Annotated in this window: 9 protein-coding genes and 1 pseudogene; 1 reads left to right on the top strand and 9 read right to left on the bottom strand. The window is 70.8% G+C overall.

The features are described 5' to 3' along the window. Positions 1-381: pseudogene (locus tag ACFVGO_RS35050) on the bottom strand (regulator); the annotation flags it as partial. 76 nt (positions 382-457) lie between these two features. Between ACFVGO_RS35050 and ACFVGO_RS35045 the strand changes: the two are divergent. Next, entirely contained in the window at positions 458-3694 is a 3237-nt protein-coding gene (locus ACFVGO_RS35045; RefSeq protein WP_380636170.1) for a BTAD domain-containing putative transcriptional regulator, read from the top strand. Positions 3695-4103: 409 nt separating this feature from the next. Here the strand turns inward: ACFVGO_RS35045 and ACFVGO_RS35040 are convergent, their stop codons facing one another. From ACFVGO_RS35040 to ACFVGO_RS35005, 8 genes are all read right to left on the bottom strand, one after another. Then, positions 4104-4910, bottom strand: a complete 807-nt coding sequence (locus ACFVGO_RS35040; protein ID WP_359912422.1) for a family 1 encapsulin nanocompartment shell protein — start codon at positions 4908-4910, stop codon at positions 4104-4106. Positions 4911-4956: 46 nt separating this feature from the next. Then, positions 4957-6030, bottom strand: a complete 1074-nt coding sequence (locus ACFVGO_RS35035; protein WP_380636168.1) for a Dyp-type peroxidase — start codon at positions 6028-6030, stop codon at positions 4957-4959. Between the two features lie 14 nt (positions 6031-6044). Next, on the bottom strand, positions 6045-7700 hold the full coding sequence (locus ACFVGO_RS35030; protein ID WP_380636166.1) for a bifunctional aspartate transaminase/aspartate 4-decarboxylase: 1656 nt from the start codon (positions 7698-7700) through the stop codon (positions 6045-6047). A 114-nt stretch (positions 7701-7814) separates the two neighbouring features. Continuing rightward, on the bottom strand, positions 7815-9488 hold the full coding sequence (aspT, locus tag ACFVGO_RS35025; protein ID WP_380349388.1) for an aspartate-alanine antiporter: 1674 nt from the start codon (positions 9486-9488) through the stop codon (positions 7815-7817). Between the two features lie 287 nt (positions 9489-9775). Then, positions 9776-10399, bottom strand: coding sequence for an FMN reductase (locus ACFVGO_RS35020; RefSeq protein ID WP_359912410.1), 624 nt, complete (start codon positions 10397-10399; stop codon positions 9776-9778). Continuing rightward, positions 10396-11502: an LLM class flavin-dependent oxidoreductase gene (locus ACFVGO_RS35015; protein WP_359912407.1), complete on the bottom strand. Its 1107-nt coding sequence runs from the start codon at positions 11500-11502 to the stop codon at positions 10396-10398. Before ACFVGO_RS35015 ends, ACFVGO_RS35020 begins: the two co-directional genes overlap by 4 nt. Before the next feature lie 193 nt (positions 11503-11695). Next, on the bottom strand, positions 11696-13999 hold the full coding sequence (locus ACFVGO_RS35010; RefSeq protein ID WP_380636163.1) for a M9 family metallopeptidase: 2304 nt from the start codon (positions 13997-13999) through the stop codon (positions 11696-11698). A gap of 286 nt (positions 14000-14285) precedes the next feature. After that, a complete protein-coding gene (locus ACFVGO_RS35005; protein WP_380636161.1) occupies positions 14286-16589 on the bottom strand; it encodes a M9 family metallopeptidase in 2304 nt (767 codons plus the stop codon). Positions 16590-16740 lie beyond the last annotated feature (151 nt).

The following is a 16740-nucleotide window of genomic DNA, read 5'->3' as shown; positions in this document are numbered from 1 at the left end:
GTCCGGGTGGGGGGGCCCACCGGGCGCGTCACGGCGAGGTCCCGTGCACGATTGTCCGGCCGGAAAGTGCCCGGCCGGCCCGCGCAGCCACTGCGCGGCCAGGGCCGTCTTGCCGACCCCGGCGGGGCCGGTCACCACGAGGGTGACGTCCGCCGCCCCGGCGTCGGGGGCCAGCGAGAGGTCCAGCGCCGCCAGGTCCGCCTCCCGCCCGATCAACCGCCGAGGACAGGGCGGGAGTTGCCTGGGCGTGGGCAGGGCGGACGCGCCGTGCAGGTGCAGCCCGCCGTGGATCGTTCCGGCCTGCACCACCGGACCGGCGACCGTCGTGGCACCGGCCAACGAGTTCCGCACCAGTCCGTACGGCAGGTTGACGTCGTTCACCGGCGCCCGCCGACCACGGTCGATCCTGTCACTGGGACCCCCGACCTCGGACGAATTACCCCTGCGGCGCTATCACATGACGCTTCGTCATGTCGAGACAATTCCCAAAAGCATGGGCACCGAACCCTGCGGTGGTATGGCCGATTACCTCACGTGCATGCGATGCTCACCCGCGACACGGCAAGCTGGTAGCCAACCGGCGGGGGGCGTCAAGATGCGGGTTCATCTCCTGGGTTCAGTTGAACTGTCGGTAAACACTGAGCAATTGGCGATCCCATCGGACAAGCGACGACAGTTACTGGCGGCCTTGGCCCTGGAGGTCGGAAGGCCGCTGTCCCACACGTCACTCGCGGACCGGCTGTGGGACGACGAACCGCCTCCCAGCGCGCTGGCCAGCCTGTACAGCCATATCTCCCACCTTCGTGCCCTGTTGAGACGGGCAACCCGGTTCGCCGGGGGGCAAAGCCCGTCGGACGCCCCCGCGATCGACACCCGATCGCACACGTACACCCTCAGGGCCGACCCCCAACTGATTGACTGGCATCAGTATCTGGACCTCACCCGACAGGCCAGACTCCTCGCCGAGAACGGGCAGGATCACCAGGCCAGAACCGTACTGAACCGAACCGAGGAGCTCTGGTGCGGTGAACCGCTCGCCGGGCTTCCGGGCACCTGGGCCCAGACCGCCCGCACCGCCATGGCCGACCAGCACTTCACCACCACGCTGCTGAGGGTCGAGGTCGACCTACGCCTCGGCCGGCACCACGAGTTGATCCCCGAGCTCACCGCGCTGCGCGAGGACCGTCCCACCGACGAACGCCTTGCCGGGCACCTGATGACCGCCCTTCACGCCGCCGGCCGACAAGCGGAGGCGCTGGCCGTCTACCCCGCCGTCGTCCGCCTGCTTCACGCCCACTTCGCCACCGAGCCCGGTGGCCCGCTCACCCGCCTGCATCAGCGCATGCTGCGTGGCGAACCGCTCCCCGGTGAACGGGGGCGAGCCGTGATCACTCCACCCCCCTCACTGGCTCCGGCCCCTCGCGCGACACCTCCGGCGCGGGTGCCCGGACGGCACCGCATGGTCGGCAGGGAGGAGGACCTGCGCCGGGTGCTGCCCCGCCCCCACGACCGGCTCGCCCACGGCGGCGTCGTCACCGTCTCCGCGATCCTCGGCATGCCGGGGGTCGGCAAGACCACCCTGGCCCTGCACGCCGCCGACCTGATGTGCGAGTACTTCCCGGACGGCTACGTCTACCTCAACCTGCGCGCCCACGTCGGCAACCAGCCGCCGCTCACCCCGCAGGCAGCGGGCGCCCTCCTGCTCAGACGCCTGGGTGTTCCGGCCACCACCATCCCGCTCGACGCGGAGGAGGTCTTCGCACTGTGCGTGGAGGCCCTGTCCTCGCGTCGGGCCGTCGTCATCCTCGACGACGCCTCGAATGCCACTCAAGTCCGCCCGCTGCTGCCGCCCGCACCGACCGCCCTGGTCATCATCACCAGCCGTCAGCGCCTCACCGACCTCCCGGACGCCAAGACGGTGTTCCTGGACGTCCTGACGGTGGATGACGCCGTCGCCCTGTTCCTGAACGTGGTCGGCCCGGAGCGCGCGGTGGAGCGGGAACACATCATCGAGATCGTGAAGCTCTGCGGCCTGCTTCCACTCGCCATCGCACTGGCCGCCAGCCGCTTCAAGGCACGCCCGTCCTGGACGCTCCCCCATCTCGCGCGGCGGCTGGCCCGCAAGAACGGACGCCTTGCCGAATTCCGCAATGGGTCGGAGAGCATCGCCCGGGTGTTCGAGCTCTCCTACCGCTATCTCCCGCCGAGCGAGCGCTCGGCCTTCCGGCTGCTCGGGCTCCATCCGGGCCCGGACTTCGGGCTCCACGCGGCAGCCGCGTTGCTCGGGCGGCCGGTCGACGTGACCGACCGCATTCTCGAGGCGCTGTTGAACTGCCATCTGATCCAGGAGATCTCACCGGAGCGCTACCAGTTCCATGACTTGATCAGGGAATTCGCCACCGCTCTGGACCCGGGCGAGGAGCAACGGGCGGCGGCCGTCAACCGGCTGTTCCGCTACGCTCTCCACGCAGCTGACGCCGCGGACCGCATCCTCTATCCGCGGCGTTCGAGACTGCCGGTTCCCGAGCCCGTCGGCGGGCCCGACCTGGCCGACCTGCTGACGGACCTCGCCCTGGACTCCCGCGAGTCGGTGAAGGCCTGGCTGACCGCGGAACGTCCGGGTCTGCTGGCCCTGGTGGCGAACTCCGGGGAGCTCGGATTCCCCGAGAGCGGCGCCTGGATCTCCCATGTGCTGGCCGGCCACCTCGAAGCCGAGGCCTACTGGAGCGACGCCCATGACATGCACCGGACGGCCGCAGCCCACTGGCGATCCGTCGAGAACGACCGCTGCGAGGCGCGGGCACTGATCGACCTCGGCGCGACGCTCGCCAACGCGTCCCGCTATCCGTCCGCCGTCGAAGCCCTGTCGCACGGCCTGGACCTGGCCCGGGCGGAGGACGACCGGGATGCCGTCGCCAACGCACTCGGGATCCTCGGCCTCGCCCGATGGCACCAAGGGGCGCTGTCCGAGGCCCTGGCTCATCAGGAGGAGGCACTGGGCATCCGCCGGGAGACCGGCGACCACTGGAACGCCGCCCGCTGCCTCGCGAACGTCGGCATCGTGCACAGCTCTCTGGGCAACGCGGAATCCGCGCTGTCGGCCTACAGCAACGCCCTCCCGCTCGCCCGCGACTTCAACGACCGGCCGTTCGAGTTGCGCATCCTCAACAACATCGGCGACCTCCACCTCGGAGCCCGGAACCTCCTCGCGGCCCGATCGGCCTTCGAGCTGGTCCTCAGCCTCGGGAGTGGCCACCTGCCCCAGTTCGACCTCGCCATCGTGAAGATCAATCTGGCGGCCTCACTCTCGATCCCCGGAGAGCTCGACCGCGCCCTGGAGCTGTACGGGTCGGCCCTCACGACCTTCCGGGAGAGCGGTGGCGTGCGAACCGAGGTGAACGCCCTGATCGCCCTCGCGGACACCCTCCGCGCGGCCGGGCGCCACACGGACGCCCGCGACCAGTACACCACCGCACTGGGCCTCGCACGCTCCGTCGGAACCACCCGCGAGCAGGCCATCGCCCTCCGCGGGCTGGGTCTGTGCTCGGACGCGCTCGGCCTGCCCGACGAGGCTGCCGAGCACCTGGCGACGGCCGCCCACCTCGCCGAGCGGATCCACGCGGTCGAGGAGGCCACCCGAGCCAGGGAGGCACTCGCCGAGATCCGCGACCGCCAGGACCGATGCTCCTCGTGACGGAGTACCCCTCGCCCCACAGCTGTCATACATATGACTACCAGTCAAGAGGCCTGCTGCGCAAGCGACTTGATTGACACAGGTGTCTCCTGATGCACTGGTGTTCCGAAGGGGAACGCCCCTTCGAGCACAGCCGAAGGAGAACGACAACCTTGCACCACGCAACATCACCCCGGGTACGTTCGACCTCTCGCACGAGGGCCTCGTTCGACCACAACCACAACCACAACCAGGACGGCTCGTCGTCGTGCGTGGAGTGGTTGCCCATCTGGTGTGCACTGCCCCGGGGCGCCAGCGGCACGCTCCCCAGCTGCTGATGTGAGCGACCCTCCCGCCCTCGTGCCCGCGCACGAGGGCGGGAGGGCGCGGGAAGACCGGGTCGCGCGTACCGGACCGTACGAACCACCGGTCAGGGCCTGCTGCGGACCAACGTCACGGCCGCCTCTCCCGTGTACACCCGGAACGTCAGCGTCTCCTGAAGGTAGAGCTGAATCGTTTCGGCATCGTGGGAGAGGTAGCCCACAGAGGCGTCCTGGCCAAGGAACAGCTCGAAGTCCCCGCCGCGGGCGGAGAGCAGGTAGGCGCCTTCGATGGCCGGGGCCCAGATGATGTCCCCGTCGAGGAGGCGGGCGATGTGGTTGTGGACGGGGTAGCCGTGGTCGCTGGTCTCGTTGACCGCGGTGAAGGCGTCCGCGCCGAGCAGGAGTGAGTACGGGCCGCCGACGCCGGCGAGGCGGAGGGCGGTGAGCCCGCGACTGACGGCCTCGGGGTACTCCCTGACGTCCAGCGGGAGTTGGACCGCAGGGTTGGTGGAGGCGGCGCGGATGCCGTCGATGCCGGCGGCGCGGTAGCCCTCGAAGACGGCGCGGTCCTCGGCCAGGGCGAGCTTGCGACCGGCGTCCTTGACGGGCTGCCAGTCGGAGTCCCGGGAGCCGCGTTCGACGTCGTCCACGGCGTCGCGGCGGACGGTGAAGGGGACGCGCAGCTCGACCACCGGCTGGGCGGCGCGGGCGCGGGCCTGGATGCCGTCGGTCGGGGGGTCGATGGCGGTCAGGTGGCCGGTGCCGACGGCCGCGAGGGTGGCGCCCTCGGGGCCGTTGAGGTCGACCACCCGGCGGCCGGCGATGTGGAGCTTGAAGGTCTGGCGGGCCTCCTCCTCGATCTCCTCCCACGCGGCGGCGGAGATCGGGGCGAGGTCCCGGTGGAGGTTGTTCATGTGCGGGGTCCTGTTCAGGTGGTCCGTCAGGGCGTCAGGTGGTCCGTCAGGGGGTCTGCTTGAGGCTTCCGATGCCGAGCGAGCCGTCCCCGGAACCGGCCACGGGAACGGGGACGGCTGCGGATACAGGGACTGCCACGGGAACGGCCGCAGGGACGGGGACGGACGCGGAAGCAGCCGGCGCCGGCGGCGGGGAGTCGAGGAAGTCGGCGGTCGGGACGAAGAACAGCCCGCCGGTGACGGCGGTGGAGAAGTCGAGCAGCCGGTCGGTGGTGCCGGGCGGGTTGCCGATGAACATGTTGCGCAGCATCTCCTCGGTCACCCCGGGGTCGGCCGCGTAGCCGATGAAGTAGGTGCCGACCTCGCCGTCGCGGCCGGCGGAGCCGAAGGTGCCGTACGGCATGTTGAAGCGGACGATCTGCCGTTCCTCGCCGTCCGGCCCGGTGATCACGGTGAGCGCCACGTGCGAGTCGGCGGGTTTGGCGTAGTCGGACAGCTCGATGTCGTCGAGCTTGGTGCGGCCGACCGCCCCCTCCTGCTGCTCGACGCCCAGCGCGTTCCAGGTGTCCATGTCGTGCACGTAGCGCTGCACGACGACGTAGCTGCCGCCGGTGAACTCCGGGTCCTCGGCGCCGATCAGGGCCGCGCGTTCGGCGGCCCGGCCCTCCGGGTTCTCGGTGCCGTCGACGAAGCCGAGCAGGTCCCGGTCCTCGAAGTACTTGAAGCCCTGGACGGAGTCGACGACGGCGGCCGCCCCGGCGAGCCGTTCGGTGAGTTTCGCGGCCAGTTCGAAGCAGAGGTCCATCCGTTCGGCCCGCAGGTGCAGCAGCAGGTCGCCGGGGGTGGCCGGGGCCCGGTGGCGGGGGCCGGCCACGTCCCGGAAGGGGTGCAGGGCGGACGGGCGGGGGCCGGCGAAGAGGCGGTCCCAGAGTTCGGAGCCGATGCCGGTGACGCAGGTGAGGGCGCCCTCGGGGGCGCGGAAGCCGACGGCGCGGCGCAGTCCGGCGAGCTCGGGCAGCAGGTCGCGGACGGCGTCCTCCCGGCCGGGTTCGACGGTGAGGACCAGGAAGACGGCCGCGCTGGTCAGTGGGGAGAGCACGGCTTGCGGTTCGGTCTGCATGGTCGTGACCTCTCTCAGGACGCCCGGGAGGCGTCCCACTCGGCGCGGTAGTCGGCGAAGATCCGCTGGAGGTGGTGTCCGATCTTCAGGTAGTCGAGGTCGTCCAGGTTCGCGAGCGAGACCCGCACGGACCACTCGGGCCCGTCGAAGCCGCCGCCGTTGAGCAGCACCACACCGGTCTGCTCGGCGAGCCGGAACAGCGGCTCGGTGGGCTCGTAGTTCTTCTCCAGGAAGGTCGCGAAGTCCTTGCCCGCGACCCGCTCGGCCTCGGCCAGCAGGTCGAGTTCGACGTAGTAGCCGGCCCGCCGCGGGTCGTCCGAGATCTTCATCCCGGACCCCTCCAGCAGCAGGCCGAGCCGTCGGCGGACGATGCCCTGCACCCGCGCCTTGTACGCCTTGCCCTCGGGCAGCAGCGCGAACAGCGAGAAGAGCACCATCTGGACCTGCTGCGGCAGGCTGAGACCGGCGGTGTGGTTGAGCGCGACCTGCCGGGAGTCGGCGACCAGCCGGTCGATGAAGCGGATCCGTTCGGGTTCCAGGCTCAGGCTGCCGTACCGCTTGGCGAGGCGCTCCTTCTGTTCCGCCGGGAGGGCGGCGATCATCTCGTCGATCACGTTGTCCCGGTCCAGGCCGATCACCCCGAGGCGGTGGCCGGTGGCGCCGTAGTGCTTGGAGTAGGAGTAGACGAGCAGGGTGTTGCGGGGCAGCTCGGCGGCCAGGCTGCGGAAGCCGTCGACGAAGGTGCCGTAGACGTCGTCGGTGACGATCACCAGGTTGGGGTTGGCGGTGGCCACGATCTCCTTGATCTGGTCGGTGACCTGCCGGGACAGCGCCAGGGAGGGCGGGTTGCTCGGGTTGACCAGGCAGACCAGCCTGATCCCGGGGTCGGCCAGCTTGGCGACCTCCTCGGCCGGGTAGCGCCATGCCCGCACCCCGGTCTCGACCAGCTTGTCGGCCTGGATCTCGACCACCTCGAAGTCGTAGGTGTCCAGCTCGGGGATCTCGATGTACGGGGTGAACACCGGCACCATCAGGGCGATCCTGTCGCCCCGGTGCAGCAGGCCGTTCTTCATCAGCGAGTCGAAGACGTAGCACATCGCGGCGGTGCCGCCCTCGGTGGCGAACAGCTCGGGCTGCTGCGGTGACGCGGGCCGGCGGTCCATCAGCTCCTCCTGGAGGTAGCCGCGGACGATCTGCTCGGCGTGCACCAGCATCCGGTCGGGGACGGGGTAGTTGTCGCCGATGCTCGCGTCGGCGAGCTCGTGGAGGAAGTCCTCGCGCTCGAACCCGAAGCGGTCCACGGCGAGTTCGACGCTGCGCCGGAGCAGTTCGATGCCGGGCAGCTCGGGGTGGCTGCGGACGAAGGCGTCGAAGCGGCCGGCGATGCCGGACCGCTCCGGCATGCCGCCGAGGTCGTCGGCGGTCCAGACCCGGCGGCTCTCCCCCAGCGCGAAGTGGCCGAGCGCGAGGCAGGCCTCGCGGGGGCCGGTGCAGATCCAGTTCGGGTTGCCGCGGCCGGCGTTGAGCATGTGGGCGGTGGACGTGTCCTTCTGCCCGGGCTCGTTGCGCTGGTAGGCCTCGGCGAGCCGGACGAACTCGGCCTTGAGCTCGAAGGGGCTGAGCCGGGCCAGTCGGCGGATCTCCTCGCGGCCGATGCTGGGCTTCGTCATGGCGTTCTCGACTCTCCTCGGGGAGGGCGGGCGGCTGGGGCGCGTCCTGCGGGTCCTGCCGGCGCACCCGGCACAAGGTCCCGCAGGGCACACCTTTGCTGACGGATCGTCATGTCAGGCCCCCAGCATGCCGACCAGGATCGGTCCGGTGAGCGGGAGCAGGAAGTTGGAGATGGTGTAGGTGATCGTGTAGCCGAGCATCGGGATGCTGCTCCGGGCGACGTTGGTGACGGTGGTGATCGCCGGGGTGCTGCACTGCTGGCCGGCGATGGCGCCGACCAGGATCGGCGGCTCGATCTTCAGCAGCTTGCGGCCGACGAACAGCGAGAGCACCGCCGGGACGGTGACCATGAGGATGCCGGAGAGCGGCAGCAGCACCGGGTGGTCCTTGAGCAGTGCGGCCGCGTCGGGGCCGGCGGCCAGGCCGGTGACCGCGATGAAGACGGAGAGCCCGAGGTCCTTGGCGGTCTGCGCGGCGACCGGCGGGTAGGCGCCGAAGGTGGGCCGCTGGGCCCTGACCCAGCCGAAGACCAGGCCGGAGACGAGGCAGCCGCCACCGGTGCCGAGCGAGAGCGCGGCGTCCCCGGCGTGCACGGTGATCAGTCCGATCAGCACGCCGACGCAGATGCCGAGGCTGATGTAGATGTAGTCGATGGCGTCCTTGCTGATGCTGACGCCGGCCTTGGCGGCGAACCGGTCGACGGCCGAGCGGGCGCCGGTGACGGTCACGGTGTCGCCGCGGTGCAGTTCGGTGTCGGTGATCGCGGGCAGGTGCTGGTCGACCCGCTGGACGTCGGTCAGGTAGATCCCGGAGGTCGCGGACGGCTGGTCCGCGGCCAGTTCCCCCGCCGTCCGGCCGACGAAGTCCTTGTTGGTGAGGACGATGTCGCGGACCACCAGCGGGCTGTCCAGGCCGGGCACGCCGGGGGTCTCCGGTCCCAGCTCGTGGCCGGTGTCGATGACCGCTTCGCGGCGGCCGACGAGCAGCACCCGGTCGCCGCGGCGCAGCCGGAAGTCCTGCTCGGGGTGGAGGGTGCGGCCGTCCCGCCGGACGCCCTCGACGGTGACCAGGCTCGGCCGGACCTCCTCGACCCGGGCGATGGTGGAGCCCTCGCCCTGGGAGACCAGGTAGGTGCGGCCGACCAGTGGGGGCAGCGCGGGCTGCTCGTCGCCGGCCGGCGCGCCCTTGCCGCCGCGCAGCTTCTGCCACAGCTCGCGGGAGGCGTCGGGCAGCTTGATCCGCATGACCAGCGGGAAGATCTGGCTGGTCAGCAGCACGATGGAGACCAGGCCGAAGAGGTAGCAGACCGAGTAGGCGGCGGCCACGTGGTTCTGCAGTTGGGCGGACTGGTCGGCGCTGATGCCGGAGAGGTTGGAGATCGCCTCCTGCGCGGTGCCGACGACGGCCGACTCGGTGGCCGCTCCGGCGAGGATGCCGGCCGCGGTGCCGACGTCCAGGTCGAAGGCCGTGCCGATGCCGTAGGCCATCCCGACGACCAGCACCGCCTCCAGGACGCAGAGCACCGCGAAGCGCAGGCCCTTGGCGTTGAGGTTGGCGAAGAACTGGGGGCCGGCGATGTAGCCGAGCGAGAAGATGAACAGCGCGAAGGCGACGTTCTTGACGTCGGCGTTGACGCTGACGTGCCGGCTGCCGATCAGCATGGCGACGATCAGCGTGCCGCAGATGCCGCCGAGCCGGATCGGCCCGGCGCGCAGCCTGCCGAGCAGGTAGCCGAGCGCCAGGCAGGTGAACAGCGCGAGGACGGGGTTCTCCCGCAGCAGGCTCATGGCAGCCGCTCCCGGCGTGGCGCGGGGACGCCGGGCGGGGGATGGACCAGCACTGATCCGATCATGGGAATGATTACATCGCAAAGCGGACAATCCGGCACGGCCGGCGCACAGCCGAACGGCCCCACCGGGCGGACCGGACGGCCCCGCCGGAAGCCGTTCCGACGGGGCCGTTCCGACGGGGCCGTTCGATGCGGGCCGTTCGATGCGGGCCGTTCAATGCGGGCCGTTCAATGCGGGCCGTTCGACGCGGACGGGCGGCCCTCCCCCGCGGACGTCGGGCGGGTTCAGACCCGCAGCGCCGCCAGCTGCTCGGCGAACGGCACCACCTGTTCGGGCAGCTCCGGCGCCGCCGGGCCGCGCCCGGCCAGCAGCGCCGCCAGCTCCCCGGCCGCCCGGTCGATCCGGCGCGGCAGGCCGTCGGTGAGCCCGTCCCCCGCCGTGCCCCAGTCGTCGGTGGCCGCGTAGACGGCGGTCGGCAGCACCACCGCGCGCAGGTAGCTGAACAGCGGGCGGACGGCGTGCTCCAGGGCGAGCGAGTGCCGGGGCGTGCCGCCGGTGGCGGCGATCAGCACCGGCTTGCCGGTGAGCGCGTCGTTGTCGATCACGTCGAAGAAGGACTTGAACAGGCCGCTGTACGAGGCCGTGAAGATCGGCGTCACCGCGATCAGGGCGTCCGCCTCCGTCACCGCCTCGATCGCCGCGCGCAGCCCGGCGCCGGGGAAGCCGGTGACGAAGTTGTTGGCGATCTCCACCGCCAGGTCCCGCAGTTCGACCACGGTGACGTCCACCTCGCGGCCCTCCGGGGCGAGCCGGCGCACGGTCGAGTCGGTGAGCCGGTCCGCCAGCAGCCGCGTCGAGGACGGCTTGCTCAGTCCGGCGCTCACCACCACCAGCTTGTACGCGGTCACTTGGCCACCTCCGCCTTCTCGTTCTCCCGCGCGTCCCGGGCCGCGACCAGCGCGGCGTGGGTCGGCCCCTGCGGCACTCCGGCCGGGCGGCCCTTGGCGAACTCCTCGCGCAGCACCGGCACGACCTCCTCGCCGAGCAGGTCCAGCTGCTCCAGCACCGTCTTCAGCGGCAGGCCGGCGTGGTCCATCAGGAACAGCTGGCGCTGGTAGTCGCCGAAGGTCTCGCGGAAGGTCAGGGTCTTCTCGATGACCTCCTGGGGGCTGCCCACGGTCAGCGGGGTCTGCTCGGTGAACTCCTCCAGCGAGGGCCCGTGCCCGTAGACCGGCGCGTTGTCGAAGTACGGACGGAACTCGCGCACCGCGTCCTGGGAGTTCTTCCGCATGAACACCTGCCCGCCGAGGCCGACGATCGCCTGCTCGGGCGTGCCGTGGCCGTAGTGGGCGAAGCGCTCGCGGTAGAGGCTGATCAGCTTCTTGAAGTGCTCCTTGGGCCAGAAGATGTTGTTCGCGAAGAAGCCGTCCCCGTAGTAGGCGGCCTGCTCGGCGATCTCCGGGCTGCGGATCGAGCCGTGCCAGACGAACGGCGGGACGTCGTCCAGCGGGCGCGGGGTGGAGGTGAAGCCCTGCAGCGGGGTGCGGAAGCGGCCCTGCCAGTCCACGACCTCCTCGCGCCACAGCTGGTGCAGCAGCGCGTAGTTCTCGACCGCGAGCGGGATGCCCTGGCGGATGTCCTGGCCGAACCAGGGGTAGACCGGGCCGGTGTTGCCGCGGCCCATCATGACGTCCACCCGGCCCTCGGCCAGGTGCTGGAGCATCGCGAAGTCCTCGGCGATCTTCACCGGGTCGTTGGTGGTGATCAGCGTGGTCGAGGTGGAGAGGATGATGCGGTCGGTCTGCGCGGCGATGTAGCCGAGCATGGTCGTCGGCGAGGACGGGACGAACGGCGGGTTGTGGTGCTCGCCGGTCGCGAAGACGTCCAGGCCGACCTCCTCGGCCTTGCGGGCGATGGCCACCATCGCCTTGATCCGCTCGTGCTCGGTGGGGGTGCGGCCGGTGGTGGGGTCGGTCGTCACGTCGCCGACGGAGAAGATTCCGAACTGCATGCTGCTCACCCGTCCCAGGTAGTCCAACTTTCAACCACCTTAGCACCCTGGTGCGGCTCGTTGTTCCCGCCGGCCCCGTTCCCGCCGGCCGGCACAGACCGCCGACCCCCGACCGCGGAACGCGGACCCGCCCCGGGCGGGGCGCCGTAGCGCTCCGCCCGGGGCGGTCACCTGTCCGTTTGCCGTTCTCGGCTCACATTTCGCTCGTGACGCTCACCCCGCTGAAGCCCTGCTGGGCGTAGAGGCTGAAGAAGACGTACCCACCGGCCGGCGGGTCCGTGACGGTCAGCGTCTCGGAGTTGTCCGGGCCGGCCGAGTGCGTGGCGCTGCTCTCGGTGTACGCCCAGCCGGTCGGGTTGTAGTAGAGGTCGCCGTTGCCGGTGCCCCCGCTGGTGGTGATCTTCACCTGCTTGGTGCCGGCCGGCACCAGCAGGTAGAAGTGCGCGTAGTTGCCCGTGGTGGCCGCGACGTTGCTGCGGGTGCAGTTGGCGGCCAGCAGGCGGGTGTCGGTGGCGGTGCACTCGGGCAGCGGGGTGCCCGGCGTGGTGGGCGTGCCGCCCCCGTCGGTGGCGCAGGCGCCCGCGGCGCACCTGGTCAGCCAGCTGTCGAAGTCGGCGTCGTAGCGGGTGCCGATGGTGGTCTTCAGGATGGTGCGGGCACCGTTCCAGTCACCGGCGCGGTACTTGGCGAGGACCGCGTCCATGTCGGAGCGGTGCTGCTCCAGCATGTAGCGCACGGCCAGGTACCCCCAGCGGTACACCCGGTCCTGGTCCCCGTAGGCGGTGTCGAAGAGGTCGCTCAGCCGGTAGGTGTGGCGGCCGGCCGCCGCGATGGCCGCGTCGTTGTTGACCTTGCGGTACGACCAGGAGACGTACTCGGCGAAGCCCTCCACCCACCAGACGGTCGGGGTGGTCATGCCGGCCTCGAAGTCGCCGTACATGTCGAACCGGCCGTCGAGGTAGTGGGTGTACTCGTGGTTGAGGTTCCAGATCTCGAAGGACGGGCGGGCCCACTCGGCCTCGTAGCAGAGGAAGCGCGGCTGGTTGCCGGCCGTGGCCGGCTCGCCCTCCAGGTACATGCCGCCGTTGTTGGTGTCGATGCCGTAGATCGCGGCGGCGAGCACCTGGTAGTCGAGCGAGGAGTGGAAGACCACGACCTCGATCGTGCTGTTGCCGTCGTCCTTGACCGGGCCGCTGTCCTTGGCCACCGTGTGGAAGAACGCGTCCTGGCCGTTCAGGCTGGTGCAGGCGGTGCCGACCTGGGTGCTGTCCAGCGCCTGGGCGAGGATCGTGATGCTCGGGCTGCAGGTGTGCTTCACGGTCAGCACGCCGGCCTTGAGCTGGTCGGCCTTGTTGCAGGTGCCGTAGTACGAGCAGTTGCCGGCGTCGTAGTAGTCGACGCCCTCGGCGACCGCGGCCCACTGGTAGACGGTGCGGCCCTTCGGCTCCGAGGTGCCGACCAGCCCCTTGGCGAGGGGGCGGACCTTGGCCTGGAGGGCCGTGTCCTTCAGGAAGCGGGTGAGCTCCTTGGTCGCGTTGTAGACCAGCACGCCGTAGGTGTCGCCGAGCAGGGCGTTGTTGCGGGTCGCGAAGTCGGACAGCGCGTCCAGCACGCTCGGGTCGGCCTCGACGGCGGCGTCGAAGCCGGGCACCTGGTGGCCGCGGAACAGCACGGTGAAGACCGGGTTGACCGCCCACGCCATGCCGGCCGGGTTCCAGGTGTCGGCCTTGTAGTCGCCCAGCAGCCGCTTGACGACCGGCAGGTAGCGGACGTTCTCCTGAGCGCTGTCGATCAGGGTGACGGCCTCGCCCAGGATGGGCCCGTTGCCCGCCGCGACGTCGCGCGAGTGCGCGCTGTTGAAGAAGGCGTCCAGGCCGGACTGGATCGCGGTCTTGAGGCCGGCGCCGTACTCGCCGACGTCCTCCTTGTGGTACCACTGCGCGAAGTAGCCGGCGCGCAGGTAGAGCACCAGCTGCTCGACCGACGTGCTGTTGTCACCGGGGTAGTTGGCCGCCGCGTCGCGCAGCGCGTAGGCCACCGTGCTCATCTGCTCCTCGCGGAACGCGCCGCGCGCGTCGCCGCCGGTGAGCTGGAACAGGCTGTTGATGCACTGGATGTCGGCGTCCTTGATGTGCTGGACCAGGTCGCTGCCGGTCCGGCCGGAGAAGTCGCCGACGGTACAGGGCTTTTCGGCCGCCGCGCCGAGGCGCAGGGCCTTGGCGGTCGGCCGGACCTCGGCCGGCCGGGTGTCGACCGGGAGCGGGGCGCGCTGGTCGGCCGAGGCCAACTGCTGCCCGCTGTCGGCTCGTTCGGGGGCGCCGGTGGCGGGCTGCGGGGCCGGTCCGGTGGGGACGGGCGTGGGCGTGCCGCCGGGGGTGGGGGCGGCGGGAGCGGCCTGGGACTGCGGGGCGAACAGGCCGACCGCCAGGAACAGGGACAGGACGAGCGTCAGCAATCGTGCCAGCTGCGGGAGTCGCAGCAGACGTGAAGGACTCACGTGGGGGCCTCCGGGCCGTCGTCGGCCGCGATGTGGGGCGCGACCGGTGGGGGTGTCGAGGACCGCTGGTGACGGCGCCGCATGGGGGCGGTTCCGTCGGGCACGGTGGGGGATGTGACATGTACCATGGCACATCTCACATGGCCTTGGGAACCCGGGGCGTTGTGCGCAGTTTGCGGGGAATTCGGTCAGGACCCGTGATGGCGGTCCACCGACGGACCCGCCCCGGGCGGGGCGCCGAAGCGCTCCGCCCGGGGCGGTCACCTGTCCGGCTGCCGTGCTCGGCTCACATTTCGCTCGTGACGCTCACCCCGCTGAAGCCCTGCTGGGCGTAGAGGCCGAAGAAGACGTAGCCGGCCGGCGGGTTGGTGACGGTCAGCGTCTCCGAGTTGTCCGGGTTGGTCGACCGGAGGACGTGGGAGTTGGTGTACGCCCAGCTGCCCGGGTTGTAGTAGAGGTCGCCGTTGCCGGTGCCCCCACTGGTGGTGATCTTCACCTGCTTGGTGCCGGCCGGCACCGTCAGGTAGAAGTGCGCGTAGTTGCCCGTGGTCGCCGCGACGTTGCTGCGCACGCAGTTGGCGCCCAGCTGCCGGACGTCACCTCCGGCGCACTCCGGCAGCTGCGACTGGCCCGGCGTGTTGGCGGCGCAGGCGCCGGCGGCGCACCTGGTCAGCCAGCTGTCGAAGTCGGCGTCGTAGCGGGTGCCGATGGTCGTCTTCAGGATGGCGCGGGCACCGTCCCAGTCACCGGCCCGGTACTTGGCGAGGACCGCGTCCACGTCGGAGCGGTGCTGCTCCAGCATGTAGCGCACGGCCAGGTACCCCCAGCGGTACACCCGGTCCTGGCTGCTCCTGGCGTAGACCGTGTCGAAGAGCTCGCTCAGCTTGTAGGTGTGCTGCGAAGCCACCGCGATGGCGTCGGTGTTGACGGCCTTGCGGTACGACCAGGAGACGTACTCCGCGAAGCCCTCGACCCACCAGTCGATCGGCTGGACCTGGCCGGCGTCGTAGTCGCCGTAGACGTTGAACCGGCCGTCGAGGTAGTGGGTGTACTCGTGGTTGAGGTTCCAGATCTCGAAGGACGGGCGGGCCCACTCGGCCTCGTAGCAGAGGAAGCGCGGCTGGTTGCCGGCCGTCGCCGGCTCGCCCTCCAGGTACATGCCGCCGTTGTTGGTGTTGATGTCGTAGATGACCGCGGCGAGCACCTGGTAGTCGAGCGAGGAGTGGAAGACCACGACCTCGATCGTGCTGTTGCCGTCGTCCTTGACCGGGCCGCTGTCCTTGGCCACCGCGTGGAAGAACGCGTCCTGGCCGTTCAGGCTGGTGCAGGCGGTGCCGAGCTGGGTGCTGTCCAGCGCCTGGGCGAGGATCCTGATGCTCGGGCTGCAGGTGTGGTCGACCGTCAGGTTGGCGGCCTTGAACTTCGCCGGGTCCTCACAGGTGCCGTAGTACGAGCAGTCGGCCTTGTCCCACCAGTTCACCGCGAGCGCCACCGAGCCGCGCTGGTACATCGTGGGTCCGGTCGGGGCGGACTGCTGGGCCAGGGCCCGCGCGTAGGGGCGCACCCTGGGCAGCAGTTCCGGGTACTGCATGAAGCGGGTCAGCTCGTTGGTCGCCTCGTAGACCGTCCGCCCGTAGGTGCCGCCGTGCAGGCCCTGGTTGCGGGAGATGAAGGTGAACAGGGCGTCCAGCACGCTCGGGTCGGCCTTGACGGCGGGGAGGAAGTCGGCCTCCCAGTGTCCGGCGAACAGCACGGTGAGCACCGGGGTCAGCCCGTAGACCATGCCGGTCGGGTTCCAGGTGGCGCTGTCGTAGTCGGACAGCAGTCGCTTGACGACCGGCAGGTAGCGGGCGCTGTCCTTGGCGCTGTCGATCAGCGTGGTCGCCCGGGCCAGCGGGCCCGCGTTGTCCGCCGTGACGTCCCGCGAACGGGAGTTGGCGAAGAACGCGTCCAGCGCGGAACGGGTCGCGGTCTTCAGGCCGGCGCCGTAGGGGCCCACCACGTCGGGGTTGTAGAACTGCACGAAGTAGCCGGCCTGCAGGTAGAGCATCAGCTGCGAGATCGACGCGCTGTTGTTGCCCTGGTAGCTGTTCGCGGCGTCGCGCACCGCGTACGCCACGGTGGTCATCTGCGACTCGCGGAACGCGTTCGCGGCGTCGCCGCGGCCGATCTTGAACAGCGAGTTGACGCACTGGAGGTCGACGGACTTGATCTGCTGGACCAGCGCGCTGCCGGTCCGGCCGGTGAAGTCACCGACGTTGCAGGGCCGGTCGGCGGCCGCGCCCAGCCCGAAGGCCTTGGCCTGCGGCTGGTCGGCCGTCGGCAGGCCGGTGAGCGGAGCCGTCGGCGACTGGGGTACCAGGTCCTCCGGGCTGAGCCGCTTCCGGCCGTCCGGCCGCGCGGGGGCGGTGTCGGTGCGGTCCGCGCCGATCGCGGGCGGCGGCGCCAGGTGGGCGGGCGCCGTGCCGACGGGCGCACCGGTGGGGGTCGTCCCGCCGGGGGTGGGAGTGGCGGGGGTCGCCTGGCTGAGCGGGGCGAACACGCCGACCGCCAGGACGAGGGTCAGCACGAGCGTCAACAGTCTTGCCAACTGCGGGACTCGCAGTAAGCGTCGGCCATTCACGTGGGGGCCTCCGGGCCGTCAAAGGCCGCGAGTTGGGGCGCGGCCTACGGTGGAGCGAGGTCCGTCGACGGCGGCACCGCGTGGGGCGGTTCCGCCGTGGAGACGGTGGGGATGTGCC

The organism is Kitasatospora sp. NPDC057738 (assembly GCF_042798815.1).
Classification (GTDB): Bacteria; Actinomycetota; Actinomycetes; order Streptomycetales; family Streptomycetaceae; genus Kitasatospora; species Kitasatospora lactacystinica.
Note: the sequence above shows the minus strand (reverse complement) of the source record. Positions and strands in the feature narration are given on the sequence as shown.

Coding starts and splice junctions, on each gene's coding strand:
- ACFVGO_RS35045 (WP_380636170.1), top strand. CDS start 458: ATGACGCTTCGTCATGTCGAGACAATTCCCAAAAGCATGGGCACCGAA.
- ACFVGO_RS35040 (WP_359912422.1), bottom strand. CDS start 4,910: ATGAACAACCTCCACCGGGACCTCGCCCCGATCTCCGCCGCCGCGTGG.
- ACFVGO_RS35035 (WP_380636168.1), bottom strand. CDS start 6,030: ATGCAGACCGAACCGCAAGCCGTGCTCTCCCCACTGACCAGCGCGGCC.
- ACFVGO_RS35030 (WP_380636166.1), bottom strand. CDS start 7,700: ATGACGAAGCCCAGCATCGGCCGCGAGGAGATCCGCCGACTGGCCCGG.
- aspT (WP_380349388.1), bottom strand. CDS start 9,488: ATGAGCCTGCTGCGGGAGAACCCCGTCCTCGCGCTGTTCACCTGCCTG.
- ACFVGO_RS35015 (WP_359912407.1), bottom strand. CDS start 11,502: ATGCAGTTCGGAATCTTCTCCGTCGGCGACGTGACGACCGACCCCACC.